We start from the raw sequence: 24,139 nt of genomic DNA, 5'->3' as shown, positions 1-24,139 counted from the left end.
AATCGTGACTTTCCGACCGGTCTCCGAATCGCAAGCGCCCCGCGCCCCAAACCAGTTCTTTTCGACGCGTCTGCGCCGCGCCATGGCCGATTTCGCCGCCCGCGACGGCCTGATCTGGCTGCATCTCTTCAAGACCACGTGTGCGGCGCTCATCGCGTTGGGCGTGGCGATGGCGCTCGAACTGCCGGCACCGCGCGTGGCGATGGTGACTGTGTTCGTGCTCATGCAGCCAGTGACGGGCATGGTGCTCGCCAAGAGTTTCTACCGCGTGCTCGGCACAGCGGCGGGCGCGGCGGCCGCCGTGGTCTTCGGTGCGCTGTTTCCTCAGCAGCCCGAACTGTATCTGACGGTGCTGACGCTGTGGACCGCCACGTGCACCGCACTCGCCGTGCGCTTCCGGCATTTTCGCTGGTACGCGTTCGTTCTCGCCGGATATACGGCGGTGCTTGTCGGCATACCAGTGGTCACGCATCCCTATGCGTTGTTCATCGCGTCGCTCACGCGCGCGGCGGAAGTGACCATCGGCATTCTCAGTTCGGCGGCGATCAGCGCGCTCGTGTTCCCGGTTCGTGCGAGCACCGCGCTGATGCACGGCCAGCGCCAGCGCCGCAGTGCGATTCTCGAACTGTGCGCGGACGTGCTTGCGGGCCGTTGCGACGATACCGTGTTCCAGCAGCGCTTCGCGCGGCTCGCGGGCAGCATCGCGGGGTTCGAAGCCGCGCGGACGTTCGCCTCATACGAAGACCCGAACCTGCGCTTGCGCAGCCAGCGGCTCGCCACGGTCGACAGCGAATATGCAGCGATCTGTTCACGGCTGCACATGCTGCAGCAGCAGATCGAACGACTCGAGAGCACGGGCGCGGCTGCGCTGATAGAGGGGGTGCGGCCGTCGCTGCTGCAGGCGGCGGATCTGATCGACCGGTTGCGTGATGGTTTTTCCCACGACGCACCCGATCCGCAGTCCGTAACGGCGTTGGCGCGTCTTGCCGCCTCGCTCGCCCCCGTTGCGCAGGAAGTGGCGGCGGCAGCTGGTCGTGGGCCGAGCTCTTCGGCCGTGGAGGCGCGGACCGCGCGCGAAGCGCTGCGCCGGCTTCTGCGCAATCTGCTCGACTACCTCGATGCGGGCGCCACGGGCGCGGGCCCGGGGCCCTCGCCGCGCGCTGCCGCCACGTCTGTGCGGACCAGCTCCTACGTGGTCGCGCTCACTTTCGTGCGCAACGCGCTGACCGTGGGCGCCGCTGGTGCGTTCTGGCTGTTCACGGCATGGCCGAGCGGCGGATTCGCTGTGATCGCGGCTGCGATCGTCGCGGGTCTGACTTCGGCCGCTCCGCGCCCCGCAAAGCTTGCATTGCAGATTACGTTGGGCGCCGCGGCGGCCGTGGCGCTCGGCTACCTCTATGTCTGTTTTGTCTACCCCGCCATCGATGGTTTTCCACTGCTCTGCGTGGCGCTCCTGCCGATCGTCGCAGGCAGCGCATTCCTCGCGAGCCGGCCGGCCACGTCGGGTTACGGCATCGGGCTGGGCGTGTTCTTCCTGGTCTTCGCCGGCCCGGACAACCTGATGGGCTACGCGCCGGACGCACTGCTCAACAACGGGCTCGCCGCTGTCGCCGCACTCTTCGTCGGCGTGATCGTGGTGATGATCGTGTTTCCGTTTCAGGCGCCGTGGGTCGTGAGCCGCATCCAGCGCGATCTGCGCCGCGAAGTGGCGTTCGCATGGAAAACCCGGCTGGACGGGGCAGATGCGCGCTTTCGTTCGCGCACTCACGATCTCTCGTCTCAGTTGCGCTTGCTTCTGACGCCGGGCACGCGGCGCTACGACGAAGCCCGGCACTGGCTTCTAGCCACGCTCGAAGTGGGGCAGGCGTTGCTGGATCTGCGCAGGGACCTCGTAACGCTGGTCCCCCTGCGCCCATCGGACCGGCCCCGCTGGTTGCTTTGGGTCGAACAGGCCGGCCGGCGGGCCGCGGACGTCTTCGAACGCCCCGATGCACGACGCACAGCGCTGGCCGTGCGCGCAGCGAGCCGCGCACTGGACCAGGTGGCGGACGAGTTGCAAACGGCCGCGCAAGGGCCGCGCCAGGCCGCGCTACAGCAGCTTTCGGCCGACCTCTACCTGATGCGCAGTGCGCTGCTCGACCCGGACGCGCCGTTTCACCGTGAGGCCGGCAACCGGTGCTGACGCCATATGCGCCACATGCGACATGTGCGACGCATGCGAAAGAATCCTTTCCGTAGTGCTCACTTAATTAGGACGCCGCGACGTCTTATAGTTTTCCCCGTTGCAGCACGTTTTGCTGCTTGTCTGGAGTCCAGTCATGAAATCCCTGAAATACCTCGTACTCTCACTGTCCCTCTGCGCCGCCGCCGCTCACGCTCAGGGCAACCAGCCTCAGGCCGCCGCCGCGAGCGCCCAGGCCGCGTCGAACAACGGCGCACAATCGGTGGCGCAGTCGGCGGGCCGCGCCGCGCCGGAACAGCAGGCCCCGAAGAAGGACGAATGCGTCGGTCCCGTGTCGTTCTGCAATATCTACTTCGGCAGCTGAGCGGCTTGAGGTCGTGCAGTCGACACCGCATGATGGCGCGGCACCGGGGCATTCCCCCGGTGCGTCGCCATGCGCGGCCGCTGCGCGCGAGGCTCGGCGGGAGAATGTTTCGGTTGTAATCTTGCAGTGTGCGGCCCGAAACCGGCGGCTAACCGCGCTCATCTAGCATCGTGTTGCCAGCCTGCGCTAGGTGCGCGTGGCGGCGAGGCAAGGGAAAACTGTGAGCGCGGACGAAATTCTTGTTATCGAGGACGATCCGGTGATGCGCGATCTGATCCTCGCGACGCTGCACGATGCAGGCTTCGCGGCGACGGCGTCGCTCGCGGGGCCCCATGCGGGCGCGCCAGCGCGGCTGCTGGTGGTCGACCTTGGCGAGCCCAAGACCGACGGCGCGGAAAGCCTGCGCGCCTTGCGCACGCGTCATCCCGATGCGCGGATTATTGCCATCTCGGGCCGTTTCAGGTTCAATGCGGCCACAGCGGCCTCCGTCGCGCGGCAACTGGGCGCCGACCGGGTGCTTGCGAAGCCGCTCGACTGCGACGCGCTCGTCGCCAATGTAAGACAACTCATGGGCGAACCCGTCCAGTGAAGCCTGCTGCGCGAACTCCGTTCACGCCGGACCCCGGCGGACCCGACGGTGCATACGACGGCTGGCCGATGCACAGCCGTCACCGCACGACCGTCGCGGGCGGCCTGCTGCTTGTCGCGCTCGTCTGCGTGGCCGCCTTCTACAACGTTCGCCAGGACCGGCAAACCAGCCTTGCCGCGGGCCAGCGCACGGTGGAACTCGTCGCGCGCCTGCTGGCGGACCAGATCGGCAGCACGATCGACCGTATCCCGGCGACACTGCAGCACGAGGCCGACTTGAGGCCCGGTTCGACCGCCAATGACGCGTTCGCGGCCTTCGAGCAGCGGGCACGCGCGCGCATTCCGCAAATTCGCTCGCTCGCAGCTGGTGGCTGCGGGTTCGAGCACGACATCGTCGACGAGGCGCACGCAGGCGCCGCATGGGAACGCTCGTGCTGGCCGTCGACTGCGCAGGCCGCCGCCTCGCCGCCTGCCGGCGAGGCGACATTCCCTCTGCTCCTTCGCCTCGCCGCAAAGAACGGGCGGGGCGTCGTCCCGATCGTGGCCAACATCGACTGCGCCGCGCTGCTCGCCCGGCTTGCGGGCATAGCGCGCGACGAACACCTGATTATCACGGTGGCAGGCAAGGACGCCGCAAAAGGCTTTCGCTGCGCGGTGAGCGCTTCCTTTGGGCAAGAGGCGTTGAACGACTTCGAGACCGCGCAATCCGCGGTGCCGGGCTATCCGCTGACCATCGATGTAGGCCGTCCGCGCGCGGATATCCTGCGCGAGTGGCGCCGCAACACCTGGGCGACACTTGCGCGCACGCTGGCAATCTCGTCATTCGTTCTCGTGCTGCTGTATGTGATGGTGCGTCAGGTTCGCCGTCAGGCACTGGCCAACCGCGAACTGCGGGCCGGCGAGCAGCGTTGGCGCGCCGTGTTCGACGAGGCACCGGTGGGGATCGTGATGCTGTTGCCCCATCAGCCTTACATGGTCGCGAATCCCGCTTTCAAGCGCATGGTTGGGTATTCGCTGGATGAACTGCATCAACTGGCCCCCTCCGATATCACGCATCCCGACGACATCGAGCTCACGCGCGCGAAAGTCGCGGAGCTCGAGCGCGGTGAGCGCTCCACTGTCAAGTTCGAGAAGCGCTATCTCCACAGGGACGGCCGGGTGATCTGGACGGAAATCACCATCTCGCGGCTGTCAGAAACCGGCGCGCTGGGCGGGACGCTGGTCGCCGTGATCGACGACGTGAGTGCGCGCCGCGAGGCCGAGGCCGAACGCCTGAGACTCGAGGCGCAACTGCGCCAATCGCAGAAGCTCGAGGCGCTCGGCACGTTCGCAGGCGGCATCGCACACGATTTCAACAACATACTCAGCGCGATTCTGGGCTACGGCGAGCGCGTCTTCCGCGCGCTCGGCGCAGACTCGCCGCTGCGGCGCGACGCCCAGCAGGTGCTCAACGCGGGCATGCGCGCTAGCCTGCTGGTCGAGCGGATTCTCGCGTTCAGCCGCAGCGGCATGACGGCGCGGCTGCCGGTGCATGTGGAGCCGGTCCTCGTCGAGACCGTGGATCTCTTCAAGGCGAGCCTGCCGCCCGAGGTGCAGGTCGCTCTCCGGCTCGATGCGCCGCAGGCCTATGTGCTGGGAGATCCTACGCACCTCCATCAGGTGGTGATGAATCTGTGCAGCAACGCGCGTCACGCGCTGGAGGGGCGGGGGTCGATCACCGTGTCGGCGCGCGAAGTCGCTATTGGTGAAGCCCGCGCGCTGCATTCGGGCACGCTCCAGCCTGGCGACTACGTGTGCATTGGGGTCGCGGATTCTGGAGCGGGCATCAGCCCGGAGGTCGAGGAGCGGATGTTCGATCCGTTCTTCACGACCCGCAAGACCATAGGCGGAACAGGTCTCGGGCTTTCGCTCGTGGACGGCATCGTCAAGGAGTATGGCGGCGCGATCGAAGTGCGCAGCGAGCTCGGGAGCGGCACGCAATTCAACATCTATCTGCCCGTGTCGGCGCAGCGGCCGGCCGCGCCACCGGCGCCCGCCATCGAGGCGCATCGCGGAAACGGGGAAACGGTGCTGCTGGTGGACGACGAACGTGCGCTGGTGGAGCTGTGCGAGGATCTGCTGGCCGAACTCGGCTACGAGCCGCTCGGATTTTCTTCGCCGAGCGAGGCGCTGGAGGCGTTCCTCGCCGATCCGCAGCGCTTCGATCTCGTGCTGACGGACCATGCGATGCCGGAAATGACCGGCGTCGACCTGATCCGGCAAATCCGCGCGGTGCGCACCGACTTGCCGGTCCTGCTCATGAGCGGTTACGGCACCCACCTCGTCGAGGAAGAGTCGCGCTCGCTCGGCGTACGCGCGGTGCTCAAGAAACCGGTGTTGCGCGCCGGCCTGACCGAGGCGATTCGCAACGCCCTGACACGCGAGTCGTCGCGCTGAGCGGGGACCTCGGTCATTTGCGTGTCGCCCGGGTGCCGCGTGGGTGCCGTGGTGGAAAGCGGGATTCTGGCCTGATAAGAACCACTAATCATCCGCATTGCCCTCGAGGCATCGGGACATTGCGCGAAAGCGGGAGCAATCATCAGACGTATTGCGTGCCGGGAGGCCGGTCGCCGTGCGTCCCGATGCCGCTATAATTTGCCCGGTTAACCGAAGACTTGCGCGTTACGTTATGAACGAGATCAATCTTCCTCACGTACTTGTCGTCGACGACGATGAGGCGGTGCGCGATCTCATCGCCGCCTATCTGCGCGAAAACGAAATGCGCGTGAGCGTCGCGGCCAACGGCAAGCAAATGGCCGAGGCGCTGAAAGCGCATGCGATCGATCTCGTGGTGCTAGATCTGCGCCTGCCGGGCGAGGATGGCATCGAAATCGCACGCAAGATTCGCGAACAGTCCACGTTGCCCATCATCGTGGTGTCGGGCCGTCGCGACGAAGCGGACCGCGTGATGGCGCTGGAACTCGGCGCCGACGACTACCTGACCAAGCCTTTCAGTTCCCGCGAGCTGCTCGCGCGCGTGCGCGCACTGCTGCGCCGCTCGGCAGCCGCGGTTGCCGCGAGCGGGCGTCAGCTCGACGCGCGCGCATACCGCTTCTCGGGCTGGGAGCTCAACCTCGGCACGCGCAAGCTCACCTCGCCTGCGGGCGAGAACGTGCCGCTCACCAACGGCGAGTTCTCGCTTCTCAGTGCTCTTCTAGCTTCGCCGGGCCGCGTGCTGACGCGCGAACAGTTGCTCGAAGCGAGCCGGCTGTACGACGACGTCTACGACCGTTCGATCGACGTGCAGATTCTGCGCCTGCGCCGCAAGATCGAGGAGAACGCGTCGCGGCCCAAATACATCAAGACCGAACGGGGCGCGGGCTATGTTTTCTCCGTCGCGGTGGAAAGGCTGAGCAAGGCCGCCACCTGGGATGACGGCGGCGCGGTGGAGATTTGAGCGCGGCGCACCTGGTCCGTGGCGAGGCTTTCGTCACGCCCGGCGCGCTTCATTCGCCGGTCAGAGAGGCCGCTTCCTCGTGGTCGGCTTAGGACATCGCGAGTGCGCCGTGTTCGGGCGTGAAAGCTGGGCGTGCCGGCTGCGAGTCGCGATGGTTGCTGAGGCTCGCGAGCACTGCTTGATCGCGTGCGAGCGCAGAGGGAAGATACCCGCGCATGTAGTCCAACCATGTCCGCGTTCTTGCGTCGACGTATCGGCGCGACGGAAAGAGCGCGCAGATGTCCTTGCTCTCCAGCGTGTATTCGGGCAGCACGCGCACGAGTGTGCCTGCGCGCAAGCCGGCGAGGGCCGAGTAGACGGGCAACGGGCCGATGCCCATGTGCGCGCGGATTGCCGCTGCCAGCGACTCGGCGATATTGATGCGAAATACGCTGTTGATCGCGATGTTTTCGGTTTTGCCGCTGGCCGCCTTTTCGAGCACCCATTCGCGGGACGAGAACGTGGGTGTGCTGAGGGCGAGGCAGTCATGGTCGATCAGGTCGCCGGGATGCAGGGGCGTGCCGTGCGCGTTCAGATACCGTGGCGACGCGCAAAGGATGCTGCAGCTGGAACCCAGCCGGTGCATGACGATTTCCGAGTCCGGCAGGCCGGAGACCGCGAGAATCGACGTGTCGCAGGTGCCGTCGAACAGATCGGGCAAGGTTTGCGAGAGCTGCAGATCGATCCTCACTTCGGGGTACAGGCGGCGATACGCGTGGATGGCGGGAACGATGTAGTGCTGTCCGAAGCTCGCGAAGCTATGGACGCGCAACATGCCGCGGGCGAGACTGCCTGCCTCGGAGACCTCCTGCTCGGCTTCGTCGACTGCGCGTACGATCTCCCGGCAGTGGTCGAGGTAGGTGCGCCCCGCATCGGTCAATGCGATGCGGCGCGTGGAGCGCGTCAGCAGCCGGACTTTGAGGTGTTGCTCCAGTTCGCTGACTGCTCTCGATGTCGACGCCGCGCTCGACTCAAGCGAATCCGCCGCCGCCGTGAAGCTGCCCGTGTCCACGACGCGCACGAATGTCCGCATGTTCTGCAAGAGGTTCATAAACCGTATCCGAAGGCTGGAGGTTGGCGGCGCGTTCGGCCCCGGCGCAGTGCCGGCTCGCCCTGTGAATCGCCGCGAAGTGCCAGGGATTGTGCGAGTGCGCCATTACTGCGTTGTTTCGCGCCGCCGCGGCGATGTTGCAATTGAAATCTGGCTTCAGGCGAGAGAGACGGGCGGTTGACGTTGATATCGCCCGATTTCGCCTGCAGCGAGCGCGTGCCCCCGGCTGCCTCCGAAATCGTCCACGTAGGCGAGGCCGCCGTCGATCAGACCACTGAGGGTCACCGTGCCCTGTGAACGGTCCTGGTATGGGCTGCGTCCGGATGGGTCGCACGCATAGCCGGAAAGCCAAGGATCGCTAGCCTCAGCGCAGCACGCGGGAGCGCAGCAGGTGCGCGACACACGCGCTTTCGCTGACTTCGCGTTCGATCTCGCGCGCGTGGCATGACGATGCCTCAGGTCCCGAGTCCTCCCTCGGGTGCTGGAGAAGGTCGCCGGAGCAGGCATCGTGCGTGAGCCACGCGTGCGCCCTCTGGGCGAGTCCGGAGAGCCGTGCGCGTTCCGTGTCATCGAGCATCGCATCGACATATTCGAGCGGGCACAGCGCGCCGACCAGCGTTCTCAGACGCTGCATCAGCACACTGGCGCACGCAACCTGTTGATCCACGACCAGCGACTCGAATCGCGTGGCGCCGATCGTGGCTTCGAGCGTGTCGATATCGAGGCACGCGCGTCGCCGCAGCTTTCCGAGCGTTTCGCCCCCGCGCGGCACGGGCTGGGCGAGACGGCGCGCAACCGCGTCGAGATACGCGGCCGTGCCCTCCAGCGCGCGCGCCGCGCTGCTGCCGAGCCGATGGCGCTCGCGATCGGGCCAAGCGAAGAGGCTGACGACGAAGCCGACGAGCACACCCGCCACGCTGAGCTCGGCCCGCGCGATAGCCAGAGCCCAGGGCGCCCCGGCGGGCGTGCCGAGATGCGCGACCAGGATGAAGTGCGAGGTCAGGAACAGGATGTATGAGAAGTAGCTCACTGCGCGCGCCGCCAACGTTCCGGTGGCGAGCGGGAGCACAACGAGCGCGAGCAGCAGCGGGTCGTGAACCGGAAACGAAAGCGCCGTGGCCAGCACTGCGCCCAGCAGCGTCCCGCCGATGCGCAGCCCGGACACCTTCACCGTTTGCGAAAGCGTGGGCTGAAGGATGAACATCGTGGTGAGCGCCAGCCAGTAACCCTGTTGCAGGCCCGAGAGGCGTGCGAAGGTAACCGCGAGCATGGCTGCAACGGACAGGCGCGCAGCGTACCGGGCGTACGCATTGCGGGCGGCGAGTTCCGCGATCCGCGCGGTCAAACGGCCTGGGCGTGGACGCTCGGGCGGCGCCCCGCGTGCGCCTGCTGCGACTACCCGCGCAGCATGCATGCGCACGTCGCGAGCGAGCAGAACGGCGAGGCGCTCGAGGAGATCGAGATTGGCCCGCAGCCATGTCAATCCCTCGCCGGGCCCGTGGGTCGACAGCCAGGCCGGCTCACAGGCACGCAAGGTTTGTTGCACGCGCGCCAGGCGCTGCTCGACGACGCTCGGCAATGCGCCAGGACCGTCCCGCAAGTGTGCCGCACTCGCGTCGATCTGCAAGGCGAGCTGGACGTAGCCGGGCGCGAGGAGGCTGGCTGCTTCACGCCGGGCGGCATCGTGGCCGCCGGCGAGCAACGTTTCCAGGCCCGCGAGCAGGGCTATCGCCTGCTCCGCGTCGTCGACCCACCGCGTGCACGCCGAAGGCGCTTCGCCGCAGCAATTTGCGATGGCCGCCGTCATCGCATCGAGCTTCGTGCGCAGCTCGGCGCGCCCTTGTTCGAGGCGCGCCCGGTTGCCCTGGGCTGCATATCCGAGGCGGTTGACGAGCAAAGACATCGCATGAAGATACGCGAGCGTTGCCTGCTGCGCGCGCTTCGTGCGGCCGGCCTGCCAAAGGCTGCCGCCCGCGAGCGTCGCCCATACGCTGCCGACCAGATAGAAGCCGGCGTAGCGAGTAGCGGCGTCGATGCCATGCGCCGGGAAACAAGCGGATACTGAACAGGCCGTTGCGGTAAGCAGGCCGCGCAGGCCCGACGCCGGACCTCGCGCACGCACGGACGCGCCCGCGTAGGCGACCGCGCCGACCACGGCAATCGACAGGACAGGGAGCGAATGCGCCGCGATCGCGCAGGCCGACGCGAGCGCTCCGGCCACGCCGAACACGAGCCCCTTGCAATGGCGTTCAAAGCCGGGCCGGCCAGGTTCGTCTGCGAGGCACGTCCAGAACGCGGCGATCGCGGACCAGCACAGCAGCGGCATGTGCAGCGTGACGGCCAGCACGGCGGGCGCGACGCAGATCACGCCGCCCCGCAAGGCGTCCGCCATGGGTAGCTGGTGGCGGCCGTGGTGCCAGAAACGCAGCAGTTGGTCGCGGCCGCTCGCGAAGAGTTGCATTTTGCCGGTCCGGTTATCGCGCCGCGTTCACACGAGGCACGGCAATCACGGTCAGCGACCGGATGCCCTGTGCCCCGCGGATCAGCACGCCCTCGATATCCGCCGTCGCGGATGGGCCGCTCATGAGGCACGCGTAGCGCGCCTCGAAGAACTCCCGGCGGTGATAGGCGTGATGGAGGTTGTCGACGATATCGGACGGATCGACGAGCGCCACGAGATGCTGCGAGAGATAGCCGAGCGCATTGACGCGATACTCGTGCTCGCTCAGCCAGATCGAGCCAGTCTCCGCGACCGCGAAGGCGGGACGGACGATGCCCACGTCCACATCTTCGAGATCGTGTGGACGCTCGACGTCCTCGATTCGGCGGGTGCCCTCGACTTCCGGCACGGCCGAGCAGACCACGCGCGCCTGCGGGAAGCGCGAACGGATCAGGGCTTCGAGATCGCCGCTGGCGGGTGCATCGCACCAGGTGCCGCCAAGGCGCGCGAGCGACTTCTTGAACGTCTCGAGCGTGGGCGGCAGATGCTGGTCGAACAACGGCACTTCCGGCAGTGGACGCGGCGCGGGCGCCACTTCGCGAAGACGGGAGAGAATCAGGTCACGGCTGCTCATTTCTTGTTCCTCTTCAGGTACCAGTCACGGAAGGTTTCGGTCGGCGCTTCGGGCACCTCGCGTTGCTTGCCCCATTCGTTGAGCGGGTTGTAAAGAACGACGCGCGGCAGCGTTGAAACGGCCTTGTTGGCGGTTTTGACGGCGGCGCGGTAGAGCTTGGGGTGGGACAGCACCTGGCCCGCGACCTTCATCGCTTCCTGCTTGACGAATGGGAGCTCGTGCTTTTCGGCGATGATCTGCCGCCACTTGTAGATCTGTTCGTGAATGTTGATCTTCACAGGACAGACGTTGGTGCAGCTGCCGTTCATGGTGGATGCGAATGGCAGTGAGCTGTACTTCTTGAGGTCGTAAGTCGGGTTGATGATGGCGCCGATCGGACCGGAGTACACGCCGCCGTAGCTCAAGCCGCTGCTGCGCCGATACACCGGGCAGGTGTTCATGCACGCGCCGCACCGGATGCACTTGAGCGAGTACCAGAAGTCGTCCATCGCGAGGCGTTCGGAACGGCCGTTGTCGACGAGCACGAAGTGCATTTCGCCGCCCTCGCGCGGCCCACGGAAATGCGAGGTGTACTGGGTGATGGGCGAGCCTAGCGCGTTGCGCGACAGCATCCGGATAAAGAGGCCCAGGTGCTCCAGCTTCGGAATGAGCTTCTCGATACCGATGGAGGCGATATGCAGCGACGGCACGTTCGCGCTCAGGTCGGCGTTGCCCTCGTTCGTGCAGACCGTGATGCCGCCGGTTTCGGCCACGGCGAAATTGCAGCCGGTCATGCCTGCGTCCGCGTTCAGGAAGAGCGGGCGTGTGGCGTTGCGCTGGGCTTCGGCGAGCTTCGGAATGTCGGTTTCGTTCGGATCCGTGCCTAGCTTGTCGGCGAAGATCTTTGCGACGTCCGTCGCGAGCTTGTGGACGGCCGGTACGACGATGTGCGAAGGCATTTCGTCGTCGAGCTGCTGGATCTGCTCTCCGAGGTCGGTTTCCACGACGGTGATGCCGCGCTCCTCGAGATACGGGCGCATCTCGCACTCTTCGGTCAGCATCGATTTGCTCTTCACGAGAACCCGGGCGTTACGGCCGCTCAGGATCTCGTACACGATGCGATTGTGCTCCTCGGCATCCTTCGCCCAGTGAACCGTCACGCCATTGGCGGTGGCGTTGCGCTCGAACTGCTCGAGGTAGTCGGGCAGATGCGTGAGCGTGTGCTCCTTGATCGCGGAGGCGAGCGAACGCATTTCCTCCCACTCGGGAATACCGTGGACTTCGATGTCGCGGGCACTGCGCAAGCCCCACAGGCGCTTGTCGTGGAATTCGATGTGCTTTTCGTCCGCGATGAACTTCTTCGAAAAACCCACATGATCGACGCGTTTCATGCTCGTGCTCCGTTCAGGATCTGGGCGATATGGATAAACTTCAGGCCGAGTCCGAGGCGGTCCGCGCAGCCCTTCTGGTGCATCAGGCACGAGGAGTCGGCCGAGACGATGTACTCGGCGCCGTTGCGCTTGTGATCGCGCACCTTGTCCGCGCCCATGCGGGCCGACACGGGCGCCTCCGAGACACAGAACGTGCCGCCGAAACCGCAGCATTCGTCGGGCCGGTCCGGCTTGATGAACTCGATGCCTTTGACGCCGTTCAGGAGCGTCATCGGCTTCGAGAAGAACGGCCCCGCGATTTCCGACATGCTCGCCGTCTTCAGGCTGCGCAGCGTGCCGCAGCTGTTGTGCAGCCCCACCTTGTGCGGAAATTCGGCCCAGGGGAATTCGCGCACCTGCAGAACGTCGTGGATGAACTCGACGAGTTCGTAGGTGTTGCGGCGTACCTTTTGCGCGTCGCTGGTCTGATCGGCCGCCGTGAGGTTGTCGCGGACGTGGTGCACGCAGCTACCGCTCGGCGCGACGATGTAGTCGTAGCCGGTGAAGTTGCGCACGAAGAGGTTTTCGGTGGCGGCGGCTTGTTTCTCGCAGCCGCTATTGCCCATGGGCTGACCGCAGCAGGTCTGATCGAGCGGATAGTCGACGTCGCAGCCGAGGCGCTCGAGCAGCTCGAGCGTGGAAACGCCGACATCGGGGAAAAATGAGTCGATGAAGCACGGAATGAACAGGGCGACCTTCATGGCAGCAGTCTCCTCAAACAAGATGGTCGATTCAGTGATAGGCATGGTCGCTGGACACGCGGCCGCGGAATACCGCGTACGCCACGTAGGTGTAGGCGACGATGATGGGCAGGACGAAGAGACCGCCGCCCCAGAACATGAAGGTCTGGCTGGAGGCCGGTGCGGCCGCCTGGTCGATCGTGAGATCGAACGGAACGACGTAAGGCAGATAGGACGCCGCCAGCGTAACGAGGAGCAGCGCGCAACTGAGCGCCGCGAGGACGAAGGGCGTGCGTCCCTCACCGCGGCGCGCGGCGAGTGGCAGGCCGATCAGCGTGGCAAGGCTCAGCAACGGAAGAACGAAAAGCGCCGGGTGAAGCTGCCAGCGTGCTTCGATCACGTGATGGTCGAAGAGCGTGGCGGCGAACATCGCCGCGAGAACAAGGACCGTCATCGGCGTCAGGCGGTTCAGAGCCGAACAGCCAAACTGGCGCAGGTCGCTCTCGCCCTTGAGCACCAGCCAGCCGGCCCCGAGGAGGCCATAGCAGAGCACTGCGCCGAGACCGCACCACAACGGGAACGCCGTGGCCCACTCGAAGCCGTTGCCGGCGTAGTGCATGTTCTCGACAGGCACGCCCCTGGCGTAGGCGCCGAGCGCGACGCCCTGCGCGAACGCGGCGAGCAGCGAACCTGCGAACAACAGCAGGTTCCACACCCAGCGCGAACCGTGCGCCTTGTGGCGGAATTCGATCGCAACGCCGCGCATGATGAGGCCGGCCAGCATGGCCGAGAGCGGTGCATAGAGCGCCGGGAGCGCGATCGAATAGATCGCCGGGAACGCCCCGAACAGAATGGTGCCCGCGATCACGAGCCAGGTCCCGTTGCCGTCCCAGACGGGCGAGATGGAGGCGACCATCTGGTCGCGCCGCGCGGCGCTTGCGGCGAAGCCGCTGAGAATCCCGACGCCGAGGTCGAAGCCGTCGAGCACGATGTAGGCGGCGAGGGCGAAGGCGAGTTCGACCAGCCAGAACCAGTCAAGCATGATTTTCTCCTGATCAGTGGTTGGACGACGAGGTGCGCGACGAGGCGTGCACGGTGCTCGTCTGCAAGCGCGGCTCGTACGTCTGCGGAATGACGTGCCCGTTCCAGACGGTGAGCACCTTGCCGCTGAAAACGCCGCCGCGAATAATGCGCAGGATGTAGTGGACGCCGAAGCAGAAGATGAAGCCGTAGACGGCCACGTACATGATGAGCGACGCTAGGGCGAAGTGAGCCGAGAGTCCGGGCGTCATCGCGTCCGCAGTGCGAAGCACGCCCCAGACCGTCCAGGGTTGCCGGCCGACTTCAGCGGTGAACCAGCCGGTGAGGACGGCGGCGAAGCCAAGCGGGAAGCTAAGGGCGACTGGCCACAGGAGCCACTTGCGTTCCTCCAGCTTGCCGCGCCGCGCCATATAGGTGCCGATCCAGGCGAGGGCCAGCATCAGCATCCCGCAACCCACCATGATCCGGAATGCGAAGAAGGGAACGAGGATCGGCGGGCGATCGGCGAGGGGGAAGTCCTTGAGGCCGACTTCGCGGGAATCGAGCGTGCTGGAGGCGATGAGACTGCCCAGCACCGGAATCTTCCATTCGTAGCGATTGCGTTCGGCCTTGACGTCGGGCACCGCGAAGATCACTTCGGCAGCCGGCTGTTCGTCGACCCAGCGGCCTTCGACGGCCGCGAACTTCACGGGCTGGTCGTCATGGATGTAGTCGCCCGTTAGGTGGCCGAAGAGGATCTGCAGCGGCACGAGCACGGCGGCAAGCCCAAGTGCCATGCGGAACATGACGGTGGCCTCCACGCGGCTCGTATCCTTGAGCAGGAACCAGGCGCCGACGGCCGCGACGCAGAACGCCGTGGTGAGATAGGCCGCGAGCAGCATATGCGGAAAGCGAACCCAGACGACGCTGTTGAAGACGATGGCGGCCCAGTCGGTGGGCACGTAGACCCCGTTCTGCACGACATAGCCCACCGGATGCTGCATCCACGAGTTATTGACGAGGATCCAGAACGCCGAGAGCGTGGTTCCGAGTGCGACGAGCATGCACGACATCAGATAGAACCACGGCTTGACGCGGTTGCGTCCGAACAGCATGACGCCGAAAAACGTGGCCTCGAGTGCGAACGCCGTAAAGGATTCGTAGCTGAGTAGCGGGCCCTGAATCGGACCGCTTGCACGCGACAACTCGCTCCAGTTGGTGCCGAACTGGAACGCCATGACGATGCCGGAAACAACGCCCATGCCGAACGCGACGCCGAAAATCTTCAACCAGAACTCGAACACGCGCCGGTAGACCGGGTTGCCGGTCGCGAGGCGCATGGCTTCGAGCACGGACAACCAGGCGGCGAGGCCGATGGTGAAGGACGGAAAGATGATGTGAAACGAAACCGTCGCGGCGAACTGTATCCGCGATAGCAGGAGTGCAGAGGCTTCCACGTGCTTGCTCCAGTCAGGTGGGGTTGGCTGGAGTTTGGGTCTCGCGTATTGCTGGCCGGTTGCGATTCGGCGCTAGCGCATTACATCCGTAACTGCTGGTGTAGCAAACCACGGTCGTAGTCAACGTGGCGCGGAGCCGCCTCGCGCACGCGGACGCCCTTTGCAGTGTGTGGGCCAGCTGTCAGGCGGCGCAATGGCAGACGCAGGTTACAGGCGTAACGGAGAACCCGACCCTTGCAACGCATGCGAAACAACGCAGACCTATTATTCACGGGCATTGACCGACGAAGCCACTGCAAACCGTCGGCCGTACACGCTGAATGTCTATGAAAAGTGAAGGGAAAACCCCAAAGCCGCGCTCCCACGCCGCGCCGCGTCTGCGGCGGGCGCTGAGTCTGCACGAAATCGCCGTGCTGCTACTGCTCGCCTCTGCGCCTGTCGAGGCAAGGGCAGGCACGCCCGACTATTTCGCGCTACAGAACGCCGGGCTGGTGGATATCGTGGATACGCGCTTTGCGCTGAGCGACTCGGGCAAGGCGCTACTCCAATTGCTCGATGGCGTCTGAATCGTTGTCAGTCCGCGTCTCCAGCCCCGTATCGGTGCAAGGCCCGGCCCCAGGGCGTCAACATCATCGGAAAGTAACGACCGTGCGCAGTCCCGCCACGGCCTCATTGCCAAGGCGGGCGCTATTGTGGTTCGGATCAGGAATCCCGCCACCAGCGTTGTCGAGAAAAACCCGGCGCTTCCCTGTGAAATCTTCGTCGACGAGGTGAAAGTGCCGTTTTATTTCGCGCTGCAAATCATCTGAAAAAAGTTTGCCCGTCGCGTCAAGGTTGTCCATATCGCCGTCGGCATCCAGTCGACACTGAGCGGGCTCGCCTTGATGCCCTCCAGTCGTCGTAGCTGTCGACTCCATATCGCTGACTGGACATCATTGCCGTCCTCGTCGTTCTGTCGATCGTCCTGACGGCGGCTACCGTGTATCCGGATATCAACGGTGCGGCGATCGTCAAGATTCTCGTGGGCGGATGCGGTCTTGCGGTGGCCGTATATGCCGCGGTGGAAATCTCGCGCAAGGCGCGCGGTAAGGCTGTCACCAATGATGCGTTGCCGCTGAACAAGCCGGCCATCAAGGCGTTGCGCGACACGTGGCGTATGGCGCCGCTCGACCAGTTGCCGCCGCCGCAGCACATGACGTTGTCGACGCGCGTATGGACGGGCGTGCTGCGCACCCACCTCATCGTCGCGGTTGGGCTTGTCATCGTGAAGGTCGTGCAGATGGCCATTCACTGAAGGGAATAGGGCAGGCGCACGCCTTCCCCATGTTGCGAACGCGCCGATATCACGCTATCGCAACCCATGACGGCCTCGCGCACTAGCGACCGTCGAGCTTGAACACCTCCACGGAGTCGCGCAGTGCCTGGGCCTGTTCAGCCATCGATTGCGCGGCCGCAGCGGCCTCTTCAACGAGCGCTGCGTTCTGTTGCGTCACCTGATCCATCTGGCTGACAGCCTGGTTGACCTGTTCAATGCCCGTGCTTTGCTCGTGCGACGCCGCCGAGATTTCGCTCATGATGGCCGTCACCCGTTTGACGGACTGAACGACTTCCTGGATCGTGTTGCCGGCTTTCTCAACCAGTTGCGAACCGACACCCACGCGCTCCACCGATGCGCTGATGAGTTGCTTGACCTCGCGAGCGGCCGTCGCGCTGCGTTGCGCGAGCGTGCGGACCTCGCCGGCCACCACGGCAAAGCCGCGACCCTGCTCGCCCGCCCTGGCTGCCTCGACTGCTGCATTGAGCGCGAGGATGTTGGTCTGAAACGCGATGCCCTCGATCACGCTGACGATATCGGCGACCTTGTCGGAACTGTCGGAGATCTCGCGCATGGTCTCGACCACGCGGCCAACCTCTTCTCCGCCGCGCTCTGCGACCGCCGATGCGCTGCTTGTCAGCGCGCTGGCCTGGTGAGCATTGTCCTCGTTCTGCCGGACCGTCGCGGTCAGCTCTTCCATACTCGATGCCGTTTCCTCGAGCGAGGCCGCTTGCTCTTCCGTACGCTGCGACAAGTCGGTGTTTCCTGCTGCTACCTGCCCGGTGGCGGCCGCGATGGACAAGCCTGCTTGCTTGACTCCGCCGACGAGCGTCGCCAGCTTGCTGACTGCACTGTTCACCGACTGGCCCAGGTCGCCGAGTTCGTCGTTGCTTTTCACGTCTATCTGGATACGCAGGTCACCCAGCGCCAAGGCATGCGCACCGTCGACCACCCGCTGCAGGGGGCGAACGATAGAACGCGTCACCGCCGTGCACAGTACCAATGCAACGACGAACGCGAGTGCGGCCGCGCCCCACAGGATGGCGCGCGCCATGTCATACGCGTCGCTGGTGCTTTTCGCGGCGCTGTCCATCAAGCCCTGGGCCAAATTCAGAAACTCATCTTGCTGCTGCAAAAAGGCGACTCGCAGCGACCTTGCCTTCGCGAGCGCCGCGCGCGCCGCCACAAGATCGTGCGCCGCCAATTGGGCAAACACGGGCTTCGTTGCTTCCCGATAAAGCTCACGCGCCTGCATCAGGCGGTCAAAGCTAGCGTGGCCGGCGGCCGTCGTGAGCAGACTAGGGATGGCTTGATAGATCGGGGGGAGCTGATCGCCAATTTCCTGCGCCTGTTCGAGGGCCGCTTGTTGAGCTTCAGGTGTGGGTTCGTCGAGCGCTGTGTAAAGCAAGACCGTCCGTTTGAGCGTCGCTTCTCGAATCGAGTTCACCAGTTTGAGTTCTTGGGCGCGAATGTTGACGATGGTTTGCGTCGTTGCGCTCATGCGCGCCATCTGCACGGTGGCTGTCACGCAAATCGCGAACAGAAAAGCCAGAACCACACCGAATGTGGCCATTAGTCGTGCACCAATCTTGAGCTTCATGCTTCATCACCTGTTTGAGTTCGCGAGTGAATTGGCGGGGCTTATGGCGCGGTCCCCGGCCTTACGTCGGCGTGCACCACGAAAGGAGCGCACACGTTGATGGGGCATTCATGCACGACGCGTGGTGCGATGACGCTTGCCGCGAAGATGAATCGCATCTGCGTGACGTATTTCGGATTTCGGCTCAGGTCGGTCGGCGTTAATGGCGCTAATTGCAAGGGAGTTTTCGACGAAATGGGCTACTTGCTCGCGTGACTTTGTGCTCTTTGCTTCATTCGCCGATGTGTACTCGCGTTTCCAGCGTTGGCCGGCCGCGGAACGCCCGCAGCAAAAAAGGAGTTTTGCGGCAGGAGGTGTATGCGCGTCCGGCCCACGGGTGACAGCATAGCCTTGGCGCCAGGTGTTGGCCGCCGGGTTTGCGCCGATAAGGCGGATAGTTGTCGCCGTAGCGGAAGCAATGCGAGCTTGGAGGACGCATGAGATGAACTACTATGCAGCGGTTCGAGCCTTTCTGCTGGTTTCCGAGCTGGGCAGCTTCAATCTCGCTGCACAGTGGCTGTCCATCGAGGCTTCCACGGTCTCCCGCTACATCGCCAACCTCGAGAGTGATCTGGGTATCGTCCTCTTCTATCGTTCCGCGCGGGGCGTCGAACTGACCGACAGTGGCGCCATGTTCAGAGAACGAGTGAATATTGCCTTTCGGGCCGTCGGCGAGGCGCGTCGCGCTGTTTCAGACCGTGCGCGGTGATAGGGATGGAAGTCGAGCCTGCGTAGCTGACCGGGCAGATCTGCCTTCGGAGAAAATCAGCTTTGCAAAAAAGGGATAGCTTCGGCGTGCGCGGAGTCGTACACTCGGCTCGCAAGGCACCGTCGGTAGGCCGCTATCGCTCGTTCAAGACGGTAGCTGCGTTACGCCTGCCCCGGTGCGCCCCGTTTTCTGGACGCCGATCTGATGGACTATTTTTCCGCGATGCGGGCGTTTCGCTACGCAGCCGAACTGGGCAGCCTGAGTCAGGCTGCCGCGAAGCTCGGTGTCAAAACCTCCACCGTTTCCCGTTGCATCACCGACCTCGAACAGGATCTGGCGGTCGCGCTCTTCAACCGGTCCACACGCGGCCTGGTCCTGACCGAGGGCGGCCGTGTGTTCTACGAGCAGGCGCTGCAGGTGTTGAAGAGCCTCGATGAGGCACGGGCGGTCACGGCGGCCTTGAACAGCTCGCCGCGCGGCCTCTTGCGTGTGACCATGCCTGCTGCGTTCGGCAGGCGCCATGTCATTCGTCATCTGCCCGAGTTCATGGAGCGTTTCCCCAAGATCGACGTCGACGCCGTGATGACCGACGACGTCGTCAAGATCATTGACTCAGGCATCGATCTGGCGATCCGGATCGGCGCATTGCCCGACTCGCAGCTCATGGCGCGCCGGCTGGCGCAGCACCGCCGCGTCGTCTGCGCGAGTCCGCAGTACGTGGCGCGGTATGGCGCGCCGGCTTCTCCCGAGGAGCTGTCGACGCACGTGACGTTGCGCTTTCCGCTAGCCGCGGACGACCGCTGGATCTTCGTCGACCGGTCCGCCGGACCCGACGCCAGTCAAATCGCAGTTCGCATCGATGGCCGAATCCGCGCAGACGACACGGACTCGCTGCTCGACCTCGCCGTCGCCGGCTGCGGCGTCGCCCTGCTGCCAACCTGGGCAATCGGCGAGGCGGTGCAAGCCGGGCAACTGGTGAGATTGCTGCCGGAATGGGAGGTCCAACCCACGCCCGCAGTGCCCGCTATCTGGGCTGTCTATCCGCCCAAGAAGACAGTGTCGACGAAGGTTCGCGCCTTCATCGACTTCTATGCGGAGTTATTCAGCAAGGAAAGCTACTGGGAGCATTGAGCCCCGCCGCCACGCTCGGTCGTTGGTTCTTTGCATCGGCGGTGCACCGAAGGACGCGGCAGCGTTGAATGGACGTCGTCACATGCGTCTTCGCGACTTGCTCGCGCGACGCCATCCCTGGGCGAAGACCTGCAGTCCCCCCCGATCTGCTGAGCCTGATAGCCGCCGCCGATCTTGACAAGGCGTAACGCCGGCTCACCCGTGGCCTTATCCCCTCTGCGCAAAGCTGATTTTCCTTCGCCGCGGTTCTGGCCGGCCGGCAACCTTCCTATAGTGACGTTGACGCTGCGTTCTTCTGTCGCACACCGGACGCGGCGCACTGTGTCCCGAACCGTAGTTCAACGTTACTTAGGGTGCCTACCATGCTCGACAAAACCGCAGTTTCTACCGTTCGTCTCGATGACGAGGCCGCAACGCGTGACGCCCAATACTTCGAATACACCAGCTCGGCCAACCCGATCGGCGCGAAGCTGATCTCGCGCGTGCCATATCATTCGTTCCTCTCGGAACTCTACGACAGCGGCTCGACGCGTATCGTGCCGCTCGATCTCTCGAAGGCACTGGGCGTTGATTACCCGGCAACGGGCCCCGGCCTGCTGGCGAATTTCCTGCGTATCGAAGCGGACGAGAAGCTTTCGGTCAATCCGAACGCCACGTCGCAGGTCTTTTATGTGCTGGAAGGCAGTGGCACGGTCTCGCAGGGCGACTCGGCGTTCAGCTTTGGCACCGGCGACTTCTTCGCGCTGCCCGGCGGTGACGAGGCTGTGCTGGCCGCGGATGCCACGGCGCGCATCTACAACGTCAACGATGGCCCGCTGCTCAGCTACCTGGGAACCCGCGTGTCGCGCCAACGCTTCGCGCCCACGCTCTATCCGGCCGCGCGCGCAAAGGCTGAACTCGACAAGGTCGCGGCAGCCCCCGGCGCAAGCCAGCGCAACCGCATCAGCGTGCTGCTCGGGAACGCGAATTTTCCGCAGACGCGCACGGTTACGCACTCGATGTGGGCCATGTTCGGCGCGGTTGCGCCGCAATCCATGCAAAAGCCGCACCGCCATCAGTCGATCGCACTCGACTTCATTCCGGATTGCAAGCCTGGTGTCTACACGCTGGTTGGCACGGAAGTCGACGAGGAAGGCAACATCATCGATCCGGTACGCGTTGACTGGAAGCCGGGGATGGCATTCGTCACGCCTCCGGGGTACTGGCATGCGCACTTCAACGAGTCGGACGAAGCCGCCTACGTCATTCCGCTTCAGGATGCCGGTCTGCAGACCTACCTGCGCTCGCTCGACATTCGCTTTGCGCGCTAAGGCGTGACGCAAGCGGACGAGATGTTCGGCGCGCCGTTGAAAGCAGCCGCGCGAGCAGCGGTTGCGCGGCGCGCCCGCCTTGCGTGGCTCGTGCGATTCCATCGTTCCGATGCATTGCAGTGATGACTTCAGGTTCCAGTAACGCGCTGCGCGGCTATGTGAAGTTTGTTGTGGCTAGCGCGCTCACCGGCGTAGGCGCCGGGCTCGGTGGCATGATGCTGGCGCTCTTGCTTCATGAAATCCAGCATCTGGCATATGCCTATAGCCTCTGTCGAATAGTAAGTGAGGAATCCTTTCTAAGCGGTGTCACTGACGCGTCGCCTGCGCGACGCTTCGAGGCGCTCGTGCTCTGCGGCCTCGTGGCCGGTTTCGGCTGGTGGGCACTCTATCGCTGGGGACGCCCACTGGTCAGCATCAAGCAGGCGCTGACTGCCGGCGCTCCTCGCATGCCGGTTCTGAGCACCATCGTGCATGCCTTGCTGCAGATCGTGACGGTCGCATTGGGCTCGCCTCTCGGGCGGGAAGTCGCACCGCGAGAGATCGGCGCGCTGTGGGGAGGCTGGCTCGCGCGGCAAGCGGGGCTGTCGCTCGCGGATCAGCGCGTTCTTGTGGCATGCGGAGCGGGCGCCGGGCTCGCAGCGGTCTACAACGTGCCATTGGGCGGAGCGCTCTTTGTGCTCGAAGTACTGCTGGGTAGTTTCGAATGGCGGCTCGCGGTGCCGGCCATCGTGACTTCTTCGCTGGCCGCGGTCACGGCATGGGTCGGGCTCGGCAACGAACAGCAGTACAGCGTTGCGCAACTGACGCTGGGAGCGCCGCTCGTCGTGTGGTCCACGATGGCAGGGCCGGTGTTCGGGGCGGCGGCGTGGGGCTTCGTCCGGCTCACGAGCGCTGCGCGTGCCCACGCGCCGAAGGACTGGCGTTTGCCTGCTCTTTCGGTGCTCAATTTCGCGGTGATCGGTGTTCTCGTCATCTACTACCCGCAGTTGGCGGGCAATGGAAAGGGCCCGGCAGGCCTCGCGTTCGACAGCCATCTCACCATCGGACTGGCAGCCACGCTGCTCGTGCTGAAAGTGGCAATCGAAGCGTCGAGTCTGCGCGCGGGCGCCGAGGGCGGCCTTCTAACGCCGGGGCTCGCGAATGGCGCGTTGCTTGCCATTGTGCTGGGCGGCCTGTGGAACATGCTCTGGCCGGGAACCTCCGCGGGCAGTTTCGCCATGGTCGGAGCGAGCGCCTTTCTCGCCGCCTCCATGCAAATGCCGCTTACGGCAGTCGTGCTCATGCTCGAGTTCACTCGCGTGAATCAAGATGCGCTGGTTCCGATGCTCTTGTGCATCGCGGGCTCGGTATCGACATTCAGACTGATGTCGAAGGCGCTGGCCGGGAGCGCGAGTCCGACGTCGAAGAGCCAGCGTGTGAGCGCGAAGCCCGCGCTCGAAAAGGTGCCTGCGCTTCACAACGAATGAGCAGCGCGGCGCATATTGCGCATTCGCTCAGGGGGGCGCCGGTCCTCCCATGCCTGCAAAACAGTCTTGTCGGGCCGGGCTTTCGGACGCGGCCTGCCTTCGACAACATGTAATCCATAGCGGCACAATGCGGCTCACATTCGCGCGAGCGGACGGTGGAGCTCAAGGCGAATCCGGCGGGACAAGCTGCCATTAATTTGATTTGGAGTATGAAATGGTTATGGTTTCAAAGCAGGATTCCCAGAACGGAAACGTCGAGTCCGCAGCGAGCGTACCGGCCACGGTGGGCGTGGTGGGCGCGGGGAGGATGGGTGCGGCGTTCGCCGGAAATCTGATCGAGGACGGCTTGTCCGTGGTGGTGTTCGACCGCGACCGGGCATGCGCCGAGGCGGCGGTGAGCGGCAATGCTGTGGCGACTGACGACTGGGCAGCGCTCGCTGCATGCGACGTGGTCATCAGCATGGTGCCCGACGACGATGCGGCGAAGGAAGTTGGGGCGCATCTCTCGACGGTGCTCGCCAAGGGAGCCGTGCACATTTCGATGAGCACGATCAGCCCCGACGCGGCGGGCGCGCTTATCGACCTGCATCGCGAGCACGGTCAGGGATACGTGTCGGCCCCGGTTCTGGGGAACCCGGATCTCGCCAGGGCGCGCAGGCTCTATGTGCTCGCCGCTGGTGAAGGCGCAACGCTCGCGCGTTGCATGCCGGTGCTCGAACGGCTCGGCCAGCGCGTCTTTCCGCTGGGCGAGCAACCGGGGCTTGCGAACGCGTTCAAGCTCGCAGGCAATGTACTAACCGCAGCCACGATGCAGAGCATGGGCGAGGTGCTCGCGTTTCTTCGCAAGGCGGGCATCGATCAAAAAGCGGCCTTTGAGGTGCTGACCGAGTCGCTGTTCGACGGCAAGGTGCACAAGGCTTATGGCGGAAAGATCGTCGATGAGCGGTATTCCCCGCCGGGCATGACCGTGCCCCTCGCAGTCAAGGATTTGCGCCTCGCGCTGAGCCATGCCGAAAAGGTCGGGGCACCGATGCCCGTGGCGAGCGTCGTGCGTGATCGCCTCGTCGCGGTTTCGGCGCGCGGCTGGGACGCGCTCGACTGGTCGGCGCTCGGTAAGCTGGCTGCGTTCAGCGCCGGCCTCTGAGCCGACGTCGCGCGTTGTGGCGTGGCTACCGCGCGACTACCGCGCGACTCGCACCCGCGACGGCTGGGCGGCGCCGTGCGGCCTGCCGCCCGCAGCACCGCCCGCGAACGCGGGTGAGGGGCGTG

At 64.9% G+C, this 24,139-nt stretch carries 20 protein-coding genes and 1 pseudogene; 12 read left to right on the top strand and 9 right to left on the bottom strand.

The window, feature by feature from the left end:
- Positions 1 to 4 precede the first annotated feature (4 nt).
- The 5 genes from AB3X98_RS37590 to AB3X98_RS37570 all read left to right on the top strand — a co-directional run bounded on the left by AB3X98_RS37590 (position 5) and on the right by AB3X98_RS37570 (position 6,570).
- On the top strand, positions 5 to 2,182 hold the full coding sequence (locus AB3X98_RS37590; protein ID WP_368605301.1) for an FUSC family protein: 2,178 nt from the start codon (positions 5 to 7) through the stop codon (positions 2,180 to 2,182).
- A 136-nt stretch (positions 2,183 to 2,318) separates the two neighbouring features.
- Positions 2,319 to 2,546, top strand: a complete 228-nt coding sequence (locus AB3X98_RS37585) for a hypothetical protein (protein WP_368605302.1) — start codon at positions 2,319 to 2,321, stop codon at positions 2,544 to 2,546.
- A gap of 220 nt (positions 2,547 to 2,766) precedes the next feature.
- Positions 2,767 to 3,135 (top strand): response regulator, encoded by a 369-nt coding sequence (locus AB3X98_RS37580; RefSeq protein WP_368605303.1) that lies wholly within the window; start codon positions 2,767 to 2,769, stop codon positions 3,133 to 3,135.
- Between the two features lie 68 nt (positions 3,136 to 3,203).
- The gene (locus tag AB3X98_RS37575) at positions 3,204 to 5,570 is read left to right on the top strand and encodes an ATP-binding protein (protein ID WP_368605304.1); all 2,367 of its coding nucleotides are present in this window, start codon (positions 3,204 to 3,206) and stop codon (positions 5,568 to 5,570) included.
- Positions 5,571 to 5,802: 232 nt separating this feature from the next.
- Complete coding sequence (locus tag AB3X98_RS37570; protein ID WP_254334856.1) at positions 5,803 to 6,570, top strand: response regulator; 768 nt, start codon at positions 5,803 to 5,805, stop codon at positions 6,568 to 6,570.
- An 88-nt stretch (positions 6,571 to 6,658) separates the two neighbouring features.
- On the opposite strand, the gene AB3X98_RS37565 is transcribed toward AB3X98_RS37570, so the two are convergent.
- The 7 genes from AB3X98_RS37565 to AB3X98_RS37535 all read right to left on the bottom strand — a co-directional run bounded on the left by AB3X98_RS37565 (position 6,659) and on the right by AB3X98_RS37535 (position 15,300).
- A complete protein-coding gene (locus AB3X98_RS37565; protein WP_368605305.1) occupies positions 6,659 to 7,660 on the bottom strand; it encodes a LysR family transcriptional regulator in 1,002 nt (333 codons plus the stop codon).
- Between the two features lie 364 nt (positions 7,661 to 8,024).
- A complete protein-coding gene (locus tag AB3X98_RS37560; protein ID WP_368605306.1) occupies positions 8,025 to 10,121 on the bottom strand; it encodes an FUSC family protein in 2,097 nt (698 codons plus the stop codon).
- A 13-nt stretch (positions 10,122 to 10,134) separates the two neighbouring features.
- Positions 10,135 to 10,734: a lactate utilization protein C gene (locus AB3X98_RS37555; RefSeq protein ID WP_368605307.1), complete on the bottom strand. Its 600-nt coding sequence runs from the start codon at positions 10,732 to 10,734 to the stop codon at positions 10,135 to 10,137.
- Positions 10,731 to 12,104 carry a lactate utilization protein B gene (locus AB3X98_RS37550; RefSeq protein WP_254317433.1) on the bottom strand — a complete coding sequence of 458 codons (1,374 nt, stop codon included), beginning with the start codon at positions 12,102 to 12,104 and terminating at the stop codon, positions 10,731 to 10,733. The genes AB3X98_RS37555 and AB3X98_RS37550 overlap by 4 nt, the downstream gene beginning before the upstream one ends.
- A complete protein-coding gene (locus tag AB3X98_RS37545) occupies positions 12,101 to 12,844 on the bottom strand; it encodes a (Fe-S)-binding protein (RefSeq protein WP_368605308.1) in 744 nt (247 codons plus the stop codon). Before AB3X98_RS37545 ends, AB3X98_RS37550 begins: the two co-directional genes overlap by 4 nt.
- A gap of 31 nt (positions 12,845 to 12,875) precedes the next feature.
- Complete coding sequence (cydB, locus tag AB3X98_RS37540) at positions 12,876 to 13,865, bottom strand: cytochrome d ubiquinol oxidase subunit II (protein WP_254317431.1); 990 nt, start codon at positions 13,863 to 13,865, stop codon at positions 12,876 to 12,878.
- Positions 13,866 to 13,878: 13 nt separating this feature from the next.
- Positions 13,879 to 15,300: a cytochrome ubiquinol oxidase subunit I gene (locus AB3X98_RS37535; protein ID WP_368605309.1), complete on the bottom strand. Its 1,422-nt coding sequence runs from the start codon at positions 15,298 to 15,300 to the stop codon at positions 13,879 to 13,881.
- Positions 15,301 to 15,710: 410 nt separating this feature from the next.
- Here AB3X98_RS37535 and AB3X98_RS37530 point away from each other — a divergent pair, with 410 nt between their 5' ends.
- Positions 15,711 to 15,866 (top strand): hypothetical protein, encoded by a 156-nt coding sequence (locus AB3X98_RS37530; protein ID WP_368605310.1) that lies wholly within the window; start codon positions 15,711 to 15,713, stop codon positions 15,864 to 15,866.
- 63 nt (positions 15,867 to 15,929) lie between these two features.
- Here AB3X98_RS37530 and AB3X98_RS37525 read toward each other — a convergent pair whose 3' ends face one another.
- Positions 15,930 to 16,142 (bottom strand): hypothetical protein, encoded by a 213-nt coding sequence (locus tag AB3X98_RS37525; protein ID WP_368605311.1) that lies wholly within the window; start codon positions 16,140 to 16,142, stop codon positions 15,930 to 15,932.
- Between the two features lie 89 nt (positions 16,143 to 16,231).
- Here AB3X98_RS37525 and AB3X98_RS37520 point away from each other — a divergent pair.
- Positions 16,232 to 16,594, top strand: a pseudogene (locus AB3X98_RS37520) (manganese transporter); the annotation flags it as partial.
- Positions 16,595 to 16,676: 82 nt separating this feature from the next.
- Here AB3X98_RS37520 and AB3X98_RS37515 read toward each other — a convergent pair.
- Complete coding sequence (locus AB3X98_RS37515) at positions 16,677 to 18,215, bottom strand: methyl-accepting chemotaxis protein (protein ID WP_368605312.1); 1,539 nt, start codon at positions 18,213 to 18,215, stop codon at positions 16,677 to 16,679.
- Positions 18,216 to 18,696: 481 nt separating this feature from the next.
- On the opposite strand from AB3X98_RS37515, the gene AB3X98_RS37510 reads away from it, so the two are divergent.
- The 5 genes from AB3X98_RS37510 (at position 18,697) to AB3X98_RS37490 (ending at position 24,014) form a co-directional block, all read left to right on the top strand.
- Positions 18,697 to 18,963, top strand: a complete 267-nt coding sequence (locus tag AB3X98_RS37510) for a LysR family transcriptional regulator (protein ID WP_368605313.1) — start codon at positions 18,697 to 18,699, stop codon at positions 18,961 to 18,963.
- Positions 18,964 to 19,167: 204 nt separating this feature from the next.
- Positions 19,168 to 20,094, top strand: a complete 927-nt coding sequence (locus AB3X98_RS37505) for a LysR family transcriptional regulator (protein WP_254317427.1) — start codon at positions 19,168 to 19,170, stop codon at positions 20,092 to 20,094.
- Between the two features lie 362 nt (positions 20,095 to 20,456).
- Entirely contained in the window at positions 20,457 to 21,404 is a 948-nt protein-coding gene (locus AB3X98_RS37500) for a cupin (protein ID WP_368605314.1), read from the top strand.
- A gap of 122 nt (positions 21,405 to 21,526) precedes the next feature.
- A complete protein-coding gene (locus AB3X98_RS37495; RefSeq protein WP_254317425.1) occupies positions 21,527 to 22,870 on the top strand; it encodes a chloride channel protein in 1,344 nt (447 codons plus the stop codon).
- 214 nt (positions 22,871 to 23,084) lie between these two features.
- Positions 23,085 to 24,014, top strand: coding sequence for an NAD(P)-dependent oxidoreductase (locus AB3X98_RS37490; RefSeq protein ID WP_368605315.1), 930 nt, complete (start codon positions 23,085 to 23,087; stop codon positions 24,012 to 24,014).
- Positions 24,015 to 24,139 lie beyond the last annotated feature (125 nt).

The sequence above is a fragment of the Paraburkholderia sp. BR14312 genome (assembly GCF_040948675.1).
In the GTDB taxonomy this organism is placed as follows: Bacteria; Pseudomonadota; Gammaproteobacteria; order Burkholderiales; family Burkholderiaceae; genus Paraburkholderia; species Paraburkholderia nodosa_A.
The sequence above is the reverse complement of the archived record's forward strand: the minus strand, read 5'-3'. Positions and strand labels throughout refer to the sequence as shown.